Source organism: Streptococcus oralis, from assembly GCF_004127215.1.
In the GTDB taxonomy this organism is placed as follows: Bacteria; Bacillota; Bacilli; order Lactobacillales; family Streptococcaceae; genus Streptococcus; species Streptococcus oralis_BD.
This window is the reverse complement of sequence record NZ_QEWJ01000012.1, coordinates 24,987-36,976: the sequence shown is the minus strand read 5'-3', so window position 1 is coordinate 36,976 and position 11,990 is coordinate 24,987. Positions and strand designations below refer to the sequence as shown.

The window sequence follows — 11,990 nt, the reverse complement described above, 5'->3', positions numbered from 1 at the left end:
CATGATTTTTATAAATAAGTTAAGAGTGGTAAACTGTTGTAAGACATGTGGACTAAAGTGGAAACCCATAGGTTTTGGCTCTTTTTGTAAGCAAATCCCAGCAACAAGCCTCCAAGTAGATAATAGAAAAACGAGGGAACATCATAAGGAGCATGCAGGAAAGAGAAGAGAGAGGCAGTCAGTCCAAGACCTAGCCAAGAATTTTCAAAAATCGCACCTTGCAGGATTCCTCTGAAAATGAATTCCTCCTGGATAGGTGCTAAAACTGTGACACTTACAATAAAGGAAAGTGAAAGTCCGTTACTAGTTTCCTCAAGGTGTTGGATTGCTGCACCAGAAGAAACTGAGAAAAAGGTATGATAACCTATATTTACTAGCACAGTAAGAAGAAAGATTCCAATGAACAACAAGAGTTGTTTCTTGCTTAAAATACCAAAAGAAATCATGTCAAACCATTTCGCATAGCCAAAACTAAGGAAAAGCAAGAGACTCTTTACAACAATGAATGTATACTGGTGTTGAAAATAATCCCCTTGATTGATGGAATACCCCGCTGCACCAACGATTGCAAATACTAAGAATCCAAAAAACAAGGCATGACATTTATTAAAAATGGCCATAAAATTAACCTCCTCCTCACCAAACAGACTTTCCTACACGTCATCCTTTAGCTCTAGTCTTTCCAAAACAAACCATTTTAGTAACCAAAATCCGACAACATAGCCAGCCCCTAAGAATATAGCCATAAATGCTAGCATGAGATTCAGGAAAGAAAAGACCACCACAGATACAAAGGTGAGCAAAAAAACGTTAAAGGCAATGGTGTCAGAAGCCAAGTCTAGAATATAGGGTGTCAGCCAGTCTAATGTTTTTGAATCTAGGAAAAATAAGTGTTTATACATGATGACCTCCTCTATGGCTGAAAAGCAAGCCTTTTAGTTTTTTACCCCAAGATTCTATGTAGAAAAGTGAGCAAAAATGGTAAGTTTGCGATGATATTATTAACAATATGAATCGCGTAAGAAGGATAGATACTCTTAGTATAACGTGTCAGACAGGCAAATAGACAGCCCACTGTCGTATAGACAAAAATATCTGCGAGACTTGGCAAGCTAGAAAAGTGGGGCAAGGCAAATAAGAATGACGGAAAGAGAAGATCCAGCCCCCATCTCGAATTCTTAAAGAAGGCATGTTGAAGCAGTCCCCTACATACCAATTCTTCCATCAGAGGTCCTAGTACTATTAAGGTTAGGTAAATACCAAACTCCGCAAAATTTGTCTCGCTATAGGCAATAAGCAAATTCCAACCTTCATTGGTCCCCTGAACGTGTTTAGCTGTCAGATAGTTAAAGCATATAAGCACAACAGCTGCTAACACCGTCAGAACAGAATAGCTCAACCACTTTTTCCTAGGGATACGAAAGAGATAAGCATGTCCCGACCTGACCAAAATCCAAATCATCAAGCCGATAAAGAGAAAACTGATGATGTTTCGAATCCAGATAAGATTTCCTACCCAAGACGAGAACTCCCAATAATTGCTCCAAAATTGGGTTGTCCAAAACAATCCGAAAAACAGAAATAAATAAGAAAGAATGGCACTCGTTTTGAAAAGAATAGGGTGTTTTTTCATAGAACTCCTCCCTACTATTTACAAGGCAACGACTAGCCTAATACCTCCCCTTGCCGGGCTCTACTGCTACAAGATTAAGAGGACGGTTTGCTCTTTTTAAGACTAACCCGACTACTAGATAATAGATATATTAAGGCATTAAAGATAATGAAAATATGCCCGTAAAATAAAATCAACTTCGCATCCAAACCAAGATAAAGTTTGGCCATCACAAAGATAAGCAAAAGAATTTGAAACCATATCGTTTTTCCAAAAATAAATTTAAAACGGTTTTGAATGTCTGCCTCCTTGATTTGGACCGCAAACCCTTTATTGGTAAGAAGAAAAACTCCTGCTTCAAACAAGGCACTGTAAAGAACAAGCCACCCAATCGATACATTAGAGATTTGTAAAAATGTTCCTAAAAGAATATCCAAAATACTACTCAAGAAAATAACAAGAAATAATCTATATTTCATTTTAAATACCTCCATTCACTTATTTCACGGACAGTTTAATAGAGCCTCCTAATAAAAGATTCTGTCAGAAGAGGAAGGCAAGCTACTTTTTATAATACTTCAATCCCCAAATGAGCAGAAGCATGATGATCAAGCAGAGAATAGCGCCAATATAGGCAATTAATTGTTGATAGAATTCTCCTGCTGTTATACCTCTATACAAACAGATAATAGACATAAAACCTGTCAAGCCGATGAACATGACTTGATTGGTTCTAGGACTAACCAAATCATCATCTTCAAACTCTCTTATCCTCATTTCCCTAGTGAGGTAAACAGTAACCAAAATCGAAGCCAAGTTAATAACCACTAAAAGAAATTGGAAAACCAAGGAAAAATTTAAAAACTGACGAGATAGAAATAGATAAGTAGAGACAAGCAGGGGAAACTGCCCTAGGAACAATCTCGTAAGAAAAATGTTCCGTTTTTTAGCAAGAAAAGTTTTCATTTTTTTGCTCCTTTCTTTTTAGTTAAAGCAAAATAGATCATAACTGCAATCATATAGGCTATAGTATAAAACAGAAGATACCAAACACTTTCCCTAAGCGGATAAAGAAAGATGGACATGATCAGATACAAGGTTAAAATGACAAGTATTTTTTTCTTCATAAGATTTCCTCCTAAATGTGTGCTTAATCTTAGATAAGCTACACCCTTTACACTCCTAGTATAGCACTCCTTTTGAGCTTAATTCATCCAAATCATGAATGGTCATCAAAACTTCCTAAATTGTAAAAAAATTAAAAAAAGCAAGTATGAAAAACATACTTTCCCCAAGGGAATTTAACAACGTAAAGACCTAAAATTCAAAAGCTACTCACCCTCACTTCCGTCTGTTCTGATATATTTTCATGATTGCAACAAAGATACCAGCTGTCCCAACTGCCAAAACGAGAAGGGTAATGATAATGTTGAGAATTTCAGGCGTACTCCCTATTCTGTTGATAAGACGGAGTAGAGATATAACTGCCAACTGAATCAGGAGTATTGATTCTACATTTACTAATGAAGTCTGTCGGTTTTCAACTGCATATAAAAAGACTGGTAGCAAAACACAGGCTATAGCAATCACAAACAGATTGCTCCCTGTTTCTTCTCCCTTGTTCACCACAAACAGCATAAGAAGATTCGATGCTATGATCAACGTAGAACAGATGATAAAATAGGATTTCCTATTCATATAGGATATCTATCATACTATAGTATTTTAATTGATGACTGCAGGCAGTACTTCTTTTCACAAATCTTCTAATCATCAACTGACATCGAGTGAATTGTCAAAACCTGACGAAAGACTTGGTTGTGACAGGTGGTATTGAGACTGGCATTGGGATGACTTTCCACAATCTTCATAACTGTATAGAGACCAACACCTCGGTCCTCCCCTTTAGAACTAACTCCAAAAGAGTAGATTTCAGAAACATCTATGCCCTCTTCTTTGATGGAGTTTTCAATGATAAAGGTCTCCTGTGCTCCATTTTTTAAAAAAGCGATTGAAACATGAGGTTGACTGGCCTCTGCACTAGCTTCAATAGCATTGTCACAAAGGATAGACACAATGGTTAGAAAATCAAGTAGGCTCATCCCCTCAACTTGGATCTCCTCAGGAACTTCGACATTAAAGACAATATCCTTTTCTCTGGCTTTTAGAAATTTTCCTGCGAGGAGACTTTTGAGGGCACGATCCCGAATATTCACCAATCTACCAAGGTCATATTTGTTGTCCTGCAATTTTTCACTAGAATCCTTCAAGACGGAGTCGTAGATCTCTTTTATCTGCTCCATATCCTCCTCTTCAATGCCTAGGCTTAAGCTGGTCAAGAGGTTGGCATAATCATGGCGAAAGCTCCGTACTTCCTTATAAAGCTCCTCTATATGCCGACTATAGCGTTCCATATCTCTGTAGCGTAAGGTCTGCTCTTGGTTCAGTTTCTCCTGAAGTTTTTCCTTCAAGTAGGTATCCAATTTCTTGACAACCCCCATAAAAAAAGCAAGTAAAACACTAGGATCAGATGGCGAACAGTCGTTGATTGAATATCTTGTACATATTCTAAATAAGACAAACTTTGCATCACTAGATAGTAGGTTCCCATTATCCAGTTAATCTTAGTCAGGGACTTTTGAAAATCTTTATCTAGAATCTCCCTTCTCAAGCTAGTGAAATCATAGTCTAACCATTTCAAAAAGGCTAGAGAAACAAAGCAAATGAAAATTTTTATAAATAACCAAATAAAAGAGCGGTCATCATACACCTGCCCTTGCTCCAAAAATGGAAGCACAAAATAGGAGACTCCTCTATAAAAGAGATTCACCAATATCATTGGAAAGAGACCATAAAATAGAAGGAGTTTTTTAGGAAACCCTCTTAAAAACAAGAAAGATAAACCGATTCCGTACAAGGGTTCCACAAAATAAGATAGGTAATTATTTCCTACTATATAGCTAATCGTTACAAAAACAACTGCCAAAAGTATCTTAAAAAGAAAGGCCTTAAAAACTCTCTCCAGAGTCAGAACAATTCCATCTACCTTAAAAAATATAAACAATTCCAATCCAGATATCAAAAACGCATATACTATCTTCCAAACTAATTCCATTCCATCACCTCACTCAGTGTAAGTTATTGATAGCCTCAGACACTTCCCTAACCTTATAACGCGCGATTAGACAGCTTCCACCATTGGGAAAGTAAAGCAGTTTTTCTTTCTTATCCAAATGCACTACATTGGCTGGATTGATGAGAAAAGAACGATGACACTGCAAGAGACGAGGCTCCTGCTTGAGAACCTCCTCTAGGCTCGCCGTAAATTCCAGCCTATCCGTCTTGGTATAGAGAATAACACGATGGGGTCTTGGGGACGTTTCGAGATAGTAAACCTCTTTAAAAGGATACTGGAATTGAGCAAATTTTGATTTAAAGTAAAAGCAATCTTCCGCCAGGCTTTTGCTGTCTTGACTATCGGCATAGAGAAGAGCTGTCTCGATACGAGACTCAAACTCCTCTGCCGACAAGGCCTTATCAATGTAGTCCAAAGCTGATACCTGGTAGCGAAAGGACAGGGGCATAAACTCCGAGTGAGTCGTCACAAAGACGATCAGGGCATAAGGATCTCGATCCCGAATCTTTCTTGCCACTTCTAGGCCTTTCATCTCCTCATTTCGAATCTCAATGTCCAAAAAGAATAGCTGATGTGCTCCCTTCTCATGCATCTCTGCCAGAAGTTGGTCTGGCTTGCCAAAGACTTCAAAAGAGCTGGGAATGATATGATGTTCTTTCAAGAGTTTCTCAATCGTCGTTTCAATCCTAGTCTGTTGGGAGAAATCATCTTCTAAAACAAATATTCTCATCTTCTTACTCTCCTTGTTTCAACCATTTTTGGCGAATGTCTCTATAGCGACGTCTGGCATACTGAACAGCATATCGACCTTCTTCTCCAAGAAAGAGGGTCTTTGATTGGATATCCATGGATTTTAGCCGTTCAAGGTTAACCAGACAATTTCGATGACATCTCGTCAAGGTTTCTCCATATTGTTTCTCAAGATTGCTTAAATTTTGAAATAGATCAAAGCTAGCGTTTTCTGTAACAATCTGCACGGTATGGGCTTTACTTGGATGCGTTTGGATATAGTAGATATCCTTTATGTTTAATTTGAAAATTTCTTTCTCTTTTTGGATGATAATGTAGCTCATGGATAAAACCTCCTAAAAAGAGGATAGCATAAGTCTAGAAACTATTTTTCACCAAATCCTAAATGGTTCTCAAAAATTCCTAAAGTGTCGAATCATTCGCAAAATAGCTATGATAACCTTACAATTATTTTATCATAAAATCCTGCAATTACCATTCAGGAAATTTCAATGACAATTAAAGATTTGAAGGTAAAAAAGGAGTTAAAAGTGATAAGCTCTAATTATAGAAAGAAAATCACTTGAAACAACTTTAGAACCAGCACAAAGGAGGCATTCTCATGACGGTTACAGACCCAATCAAAAAAGCTCAGACACTGATAACTGAGTTAAACAAAGCCTACCAAGTCTGCAAACAGGCAACAGCTGACGATGTCCGCTTTCAGGAGCAGCTGGACAATATCCTTGACTTTCTCTCTAAAACCGAGACAGTGGATAATCGATTCTTGATTGAACTGGAAAAATTTTACCAGACTTCCAGTCTTCTCCTGGGTCTCAGCGCTCTCAATCCAGATGCTCCCACTCGCGCCGCTTGGCGGGCCTATGACCGTTTCCACTTTGACCAAGTCAAAACCAAGCCAAGTCTCTACGGACCAACTATTATCTTGTAGAAAATAAAAGAAGCTGAGACAGAACTCAACTTATTTTTGTATTGTTTAAGCAATGTTAGTCTTGCATCTGGCGTTTCACCTGATAAGGTAGATACAAGATTTGTAGGACCAGTCCAGCTCCAAGCAGGGCTAGAAGGGCTAGTTTTTCTTGGAGGGTAATCAAACCAACTATCAGTTGAACCATTAAAACAAAACCTGTCAATCCTCGGATAACTGCCTGTAGTCCTTTCTCTTTTTCACCCTTTTCTAAAGGAAAGAGCTGGGTCAAGTACTGGTAGTCAAAAGCACGATAGAGAGCCAACAACTGGAAGAGCATAAGGTAATTAAATAGGACAACCACTGCTGTCGCAATCCAAGACTGTTCGATAAAAATCACAGCTAACAAGGATAGGAGCAAGAGGCGAAGACTGAGAGCAAAGAGGTCTCCATTTCGCAGATAAGAACGAAGATAGAGGTTTTGCCAGATCTTGCCAGGTACCTTCTGAACAGCATTTAAGATAAAGTCTAGGTAAGCGCGACGCTTGACACTATTTGAAACGCCCTTGACCTGAGTAAAGAGGGCAAAGAAACGAAGTAAGACTTGCTTACGCTTGCTTTCTTGGGCAATGACATAGTCCCAGTTCAGTCCAGTTTCAGTGAAAAATTTGCTGGCTTTTTGACGAAAGAGGAGGTATTTCCCAGCTCCTAATAAAAGCACATAGGCAATAAAGACTGACAAGCCATAGCCCATGGCTAAAAACAAGGGTGCAAATAAGAGTAAAAAGAGGGTTTGAACAATTGTCCAGAAAACCAATGAACGCACTATCTGCCCTTTGAGGTATGACTTGACCTCCTCTTCAGCTACTAAGAGAAAGAGCTTGTCAGGCACTTCTATGTAGGTCGCGATTCCGCCCCAAGCCAAAAGCAAGGCAGATACAATTCCCAAAAACAAGAGGATGGGCCAATGATTTTCAGGAAAATTTTGCAAGAGTTGACTGTACTGGTAGGCTAGAAAACCGATGAGAACCAGCAGGAATAAGACAAAGTGGTCATTGAGAACATAACGTAGATAACCGACACACTCCTTACGAAAAGCCTGCTTTCTCCTTAAAAACAAGTCTTTCATAGCTTCTCCTCCTTGGTCAGGGCCAAGTAAATGTCGTTCAGGCTAGCCTCAGGCATGTCAAAGGCCTCGTGGAGTTGCTGGAGGTTCCCCTGAGCCCGCACCTCTCCCTTGTGGAGGATAACAAAGGCGTCACACATCTTTTCCGCAGAGTCCAGCACGTGGGTACTCATGAGGATGGACTTGCCTTTTTGCTTTTCCACTTCCAAAAGCTGAATCAAGTCAGCAATCGCCAAGGGATCGAGACCAAGAAAAGGCTCATCCACGATAAAGAGACTCGGATCCACGACAAAAGCACAGATAATCATAACCTTCTGCTTCATTCCTTTTGAAAAATGAACTGGGAACCAATCTAACTTCTGATCTAAACGAAACATTTTTAAAAGTGGTTCTACTCGTTCAAAAGCCACTTTCTGATTGATACCATAAGCCATTGCCACAGTTTCGATATGCTCTCTGAGGGTCAATTCCTCATATAAGCTAGGCGTTTCCGGGATGTAGCCAATTTGCTTGCGGTAGTTGGTCGCATCTTCTCGCAGGGTCAGGCCATTGATATTGATGGAACCACTATAAGGTGTCAAAAGACCGATAATTTCATTGATAGTCGTTGATTTTCCAGCACCGTTGAGACCAATCAAACCGACCAACTGCCCACTTTCGACTGTAAAGGACACATCTTTCAAGACAGGGACGTGAACATAGCCACCTGTCAGGTTTTTAATTTCTAACATATTTTCTCCGAATCTGGTATAATGTAGCTATATTATATCAAAATTCAATAGAGTAGAGGTGGATTTTATGTCAGATTGCATTTTTTGTAAGATTATCGCAGGGGAGATTCCTGCTTCAAAAGTATACGAAGATGAGCAGGTTCTTGCCTTTCTTGATATCTCTCAAGTAACGCCTGGACACACCCTCATTGTACCAAAAGAACACTATCGCAATCTTTTGGAGATGGATGCTACAAGTGCCAGCCAACTCTTTGCCCAAGTGCCACTGGTAGCTCAAAAAGTTATGAAGGCTACCAAGGCTGTCGGCATGAATATCATTGCTAACTGCGAGGAAATCGCTGGTCAAACAGTCTTTCATACTCACGTGCACCTCGTACCTCGCTACGGTGCAGAAGATGACCTCAAGATTGACTTTATCGCCCACGAACCAGACTTTGACAAACTTGCCCAAGTCGCTGAAACCATTAGAAACGCTTAAGGAGATGCCATGAAACTATCAAATCTACTGCTCTTCGTAGGAGCTGCAGCTGGAAGTTATTTTGTCGTAAAAAATCGCCAAGCCATTCAGGATGAAGTGCTAGATACAACTGACCGCGTCGAAGCTATCAAGGATGATTTGAATATCATCCAAAACAGCCTCCAAATCATCAACCAACAAAAAGCCCTTATCAAGGAATACCAAAAGGATTTAACCTATAAATTCAAAGTCTTGGAAAAAGATTTCCAAACCAGAATGGCGATCCTCCAAGAAGAAAAACAAGAATAATAAATCCTCCAACTTTCCTTAAATCCATTTTGGGTTACTAGATTCGAACAGAAAAGGGAGGGAGTGAAAATGAAACAGTTTTTAAAAGTTCTAGCGAAAATCATCGCGATCCCTTGTGGCTGTCTCTGCCTTCTTGCGACCCTAGCATTTCTACTACTGATGAATCTTTTCAAGGCTTCACCAAGTGACATCCGTGAGGGGAATGAAGCCTTAAAACAAATCTTTATCTCCCTTGACATGCCTCCTAAGAAAGTAGAATCAAATGGACATTATCAATTCGAGGGTGGAGGCTTAAATTTTTATGTTACTTTCTCAGATGAGGTTATCAATAGTCACACCGTCCTAAAAGAAAGTCCAAAACTCACCAAAAACCGACTCGAAGTCTATGTCCTACAGACAGGAGAGATTTCATACTATAAAGTAGGGGATAACTTGTTCAATCATGGTTTATTGCAGTTTTTAGAGAAAGAAAGCGAGAAGTATCTCCAAGAAATCGGAAAGAAATTTAATCCCAATTACTCAATTCTCTTTTGGAATGATCAGGAAAGTCTAAAAAAGGGAATTGCATTCTATGAAAAAGCTTTGACTTTGGTGGATATTCAGGATAATTCGGCGATCAAACACATTGATACCGTCACCATTAAGCCTGGTAAAGAAGCGGAAATCAAGCAACTCATCCGGGAGATGGATGCAGCTGGCCTGCTTACTCAAAAGTATAAATAGCAGGCTAACTGGAAAATGATTTTTCGATGCTAAATTTTCAAAGATAACACAAAAAAGAGCCAATCGGCTCTTTTTACTTTATTCACCTTCAAAGACATCCTTTATATGGTCAAAGAAGCCTTTTTTCTTTGGATTGACTTTCAAGTCACCTGCAGCGGCGAATTCTTTAAGCGCAGCTTTTTGCCGGTCGTTCAAACCTGTCGGAGTCACGACATTAACTGTAACGTATTGGTCACCAACGGCACCATCACGAAGGCTCGGAGCACCCTTGCCACGTAGACGGAATTTCTTGCCAGTCTGAGTCCCCTCTGGGATAACCAATTCAACATCGCCATGCACGGTTGGAATTTCCACAGTATCACCAAGGGCCGCTTGGACAATATTAAGGTTCAGCTTGTAGAAAATGGTTGTTCCTTCACGTTCAAATTTATCACTGGCTTCAACTGAAACCACCACGTACAAGTCCCCGTAAGGTCCACCATTAAATCCTGCTTCGCCTTGACCAGCTAGGCGGATTTGTTGGCCTGTTTCCACACCAGCAGGGATTTTGACATGGACGCTATGAGCTTGTTTTTCATGACCTGTTCCATGACATGTAGTACATGGGTCTTTAATTTCTTTTCCTCGACCATGACAGACATCACAGGTTACTTGGCGACGCATCATACCAAGAGGTGTTTGCGTATCAACGTTAATGACACCAGCACCATGACAGCGTCCACAAGTGACTGGACTTGTTCCTGGCTTAGCACCAGAGCCATTACATGTACGACAGCTTGCTTCACGGTTGTATTTCACTTCTTTTTCCGTTCCAAAGATAGCTTCTTCAAAAGTCAAATTCACACGATACTGGAGGTCATCCCCTTGACGAGGAGCGTTTGGATTGCGCGAAGCTCCGCCTCCGCCAAAGAAACTTGAGAAGATATCCTCAAAACCACCGAAGCCACTTGCTCCGTCAAAGCCACCGAAACCACCAGCACCACCAAAGCCACCGTTGGCACCTGCAGCACCATATTGGTCGTAGGCTGCACGTTTTTGGTCGTCACTCAAAGTCTCATAGGCTTCTTGAACTTCCTTGTACTTTTCCTCAGCACCAGGATCCTTGTTGATATCTGGGTGATATTTTTTTGAAAGCTTACGATAAGCCTTTTTGATTTCGTCTGCCGAAGCGTTTTTGGACACCCCCAGACGATCATAAAATTCAGTATTGTTCATACAAGATACTAAGAGCGAACAGAAAGCGACTGAAATTTAGGAAACCGACAAGAAATCCTGATTTCTTAGGAGGTTTATCTAATTTCTAAGCTTTCCGCTCGAGTTCAATTACGAACACCCTTATTCCTTTCTATTGATATTGTGAATCAAACCACGATTTAGGTCGGGTTCAATTTCTTTCTTTTATATTGAGTAAGAAACTTCAGAGCTCAAGTTCAATTCCCCGAACACTCTTTGTTCCTTTCTATAATTTTCATGTAAATCTTTAGAGGCTATTTTCTATACTCTGCTTCACTTGATCAAACTCTTCATCTGATAGAGTAAATATCAAATCCTCTTCAGCATGCTCGTTCTGTTCTTTAAAATAGTTGTCCGTATTCTCTGTCAATCCTAAACCTAGAATCACTTTTCTTGCAAACTCTTGATGTGCAAAACCGATAGCCGTAATGATTTGTTTATCTTGCACAAGAACTTTCGGTTGGAAATTTTCACGTGGAAGAAATTCAAAATAGTCAAAGAAGTTTTGCCAAATTCCACCTGTAAATTTCGTGTCGTTCAACAAACCTGCTTTCGCCAATAAAAGTGGCGCTGAAGAAACGGCTGCAATTAGGATATCTTGCTCATCGAGACTTCTCAAAAACGAGATCAATTTCTCATCTTGTAGAGCAGGACCTATATTTACCATTCCTGGTAAAATGATACAAGAATACTCTTCTATACAGATTTGATCCAATGTTTTTGTAGGTTGACAAGGTAAGCCATCCTCAGATATAACTATCGAATAATCTGAAGCGACATAATCAATCGTGATGTCAAAAGACAGAGCTAAAGTACTTGTTAAAGCGGTTATCTCATAAAGAGAAAAATTAGGATAAATGATACAAAGTACTTTTTTCATACGCAACATCCTCTATTTTACCGAAAAACAGAGGCTGGGTTGCAACCTCTGGATTTCTTCTTATACTTACTAGTTCGAGTTTTAAAAATCAAACTAGCAATGCTTAACTGAGTTTCGGCTAAAAAC

Annotated in this window: 16 protein-coding genes and 1 pseudogene; 4 read left to right on the top strand and 13 right to left on the bottom strand. The window is 39.6% G+C overall.

Annotated elements, in window-relative coordinates:
* Positions 1-8 precede the first annotated feature (8 nt).
* The 9 genes and pseudogenes from DF216_RS08890 to DF216_RS08845 all read right to left on the bottom strand — a co-directional run bounded on the left by DF216_RS08890 (position 9) and on the right by DF216_RS08845 (position 5,821).
* Positions 9-620 (bottom strand): CPBP family intramembrane glutamic endopeptidase, encoded by a 612-nt coding sequence (locus DF216_RS08890; protein WP_129326616.1) that lies wholly within the window; start codon positions 618-620, stop codon positions 9-11.
* A 33-nt stretch (positions 621-653) separates the two neighbouring features.
* The gene (gene blpZ, locus DF216_RS08885; RefSeq protein WP_129326615.1) at positions 654-902 is read right to left on the bottom strand and encodes an immunity protein BlpZ; all 249 of its coding nucleotides are present in this window, start codon (positions 900-902) and stop codon (positions 654-656) included.
* Positions 903-943: 41 nt separating this feature from the next.
* A complete protein-coding gene (locus DF216_RS08880; RefSeq protein WP_129326614.1) occupies positions 944-1,633 on the bottom strand; it encodes a CPBP family intramembrane glutamic endopeptidase in 690 nt (229 codons plus the stop codon).
* Between the two features lie 74 nt (positions 1,634-1,707).
* Positions 1,708-2,091, bottom strand: a complete 384-nt coding sequence (locus tag DF216_RS08875; RefSeq protein WP_162284879.1) for an immunity protein — start codon at positions 2,089-2,091, stop codon at positions 1,708-1,710.
* A gap of 82 nt (positions 2,092-2,173) precedes the next feature.
* Entirely contained in the window at positions 2,174-2,578 is a 405-nt protein-coding gene (locus tag DF216_RS08870; RefSeq protein WP_129326613.1) for an immunity protein, read from the bottom strand.
* Positions 2,579-2,953: 375 nt separating this feature from the next.
* Positions 2,954-3,310, bottom strand: coding sequence for a hypothetical protein (locus DF216_RS08860; RefSeq protein ID WP_129326611.1), 357 nt, complete (start codon positions 3,308-3,310; stop codon positions 2,954-2,956).
* 68 nt (positions 3,311-3,378) lie between these two features.
* Positions 3,379-4,727: pseudogene (locus tag DF216_RS08855) on the bottom strand (sensor histidine kinase).
* A 13-nt stretch (positions 4,728-4,740) separates the two neighbouring features.
* Positions 4,741-5,478 carry a response regulator transcription factor gene (locus DF216_RS08850; RefSeq protein WP_129326610.1) on the bottom strand — a complete coding sequence of 246 codons (738 nt, stop codon included), beginning with the start codon at positions 5,476-5,478 and terminating at the stop codon, positions 4,741-4,743.
* A 4-nt stretch (positions 5,479-5,482) separates the two neighbouring features.
* On the bottom strand, positions 5,483-5,821 hold the full coding sequence (locus DF216_RS08845) for a LytTR family DNA-binding domain-containing protein (RefSeq protein ID WP_129326609.1): 339 nt from the start codon (positions 5,819-5,821) through the stop codon (positions 5,483-5,485).
* 278 nt (positions 5,822-6,099) lie between these two features.
* Between DF216_RS08845 and DF216_RS08840 the strand changes: the two genes are divergently transcribed.
* Positions 6,100-6,429, top strand: a complete 330-nt coding sequence (locus DF216_RS08840) for a helicase BlpT (RefSeq protein ID WP_129326608.1) — start codon at positions 6,100-6,102, stop codon at positions 6,427-6,429.
* Between the two features lie 55 nt (positions 6,430-6,484).
* Here the strand turns inward: DF216_RS08840 and DF216_RS08835 are convergent, their stop codons facing one another.
* Complete coding sequence (locus DF216_RS08835; protein WP_129326607.1) at positions 6,485-7,534, bottom strand: ABC transporter permease; 1,050 nt, start codon at positions 7,532-7,534, stop codon at positions 6,485-6,487.
* Positions 7,531-8,262, bottom strand: a complete 732-nt coding sequence (locus DF216_RS08830) for an ABC transporter ATP-binding protein (protein WP_129326606.1) — start codon at positions 8,260-8,262, stop codon at positions 7,531-7,533. The genes DF216_RS08835 and DF216_RS08830 overlap by 4 nt, the downstream gene beginning before the upstream one ends.
* A 67-nt stretch (positions 8,263-8,329) precedes the next feature.
* Here DF216_RS08830 and DF216_RS08825 point away from each other — a divergent pair, with 67 nt between their 5' ends.
* From DF216_RS08825 to DF216_RS08815, 3 genes are all read left to right on the top strand, one after another.
* Positions 8,330-8,740: an HIT family protein gene (locus DF216_RS08825; RefSeq protein WP_129326605.1), complete on the top strand. Its 411-nt coding sequence runs from the start codon at positions 8,330-8,332 to the stop codon at positions 8,738-8,740.
* A gap of 9 nt (positions 8,741-8,749) precedes the next feature.
* Positions 8,750-9,028: a hypothetical protein gene (locus DF216_RS08820; protein ID WP_129326604.1), complete on the top strand. Its 279-nt coding sequence runs from the start codon at positions 8,750-8,752 to the stop codon at positions 9,026-9,028.
* Between the two features lie 69 nt (positions 9,029-9,097).
* Positions 9,098-9,751 (top strand): hypothetical protein, encoded by a 654-nt coding sequence (locus tag DF216_RS08815; protein WP_129326603.1) that lies wholly within the window; start codon positions 9,098-9,100, stop codon positions 9,749-9,751.
* A 78-nt stretch (positions 9,752-9,829) separates the two neighbouring features.
* On the opposite strand, the gene dnaJ is transcribed toward DF216_RS08815, so the two are convergent.
* Both dnaJ and DF216_RS08805 read right to left on the bottom strand, forming a co-directional pair.
* Positions 9,830-10,966: a molecular chaperone DnaJ gene (dnaJ, locus tag DF216_RS08810; protein ID WP_129326602.1), complete on the bottom strand. Its 1,137-nt coding sequence runs from the start codon at positions 10,964-10,966 to the stop codon at positions 9,830-9,832.
* A 265-nt stretch (positions 10,967-11,231) separates the two neighbouring features.
* On the bottom strand, positions 11,232-11,864 hold the full coding sequence (locus DF216_RS08805) for a DJ-1/PfpI family protein (protein WP_129326601.1): 633 nt from the start codon (positions 11,862-11,864) through the stop codon (positions 11,232-11,234).
* Positions 11,865-11,990 lie beyond the last annotated feature (126 nt).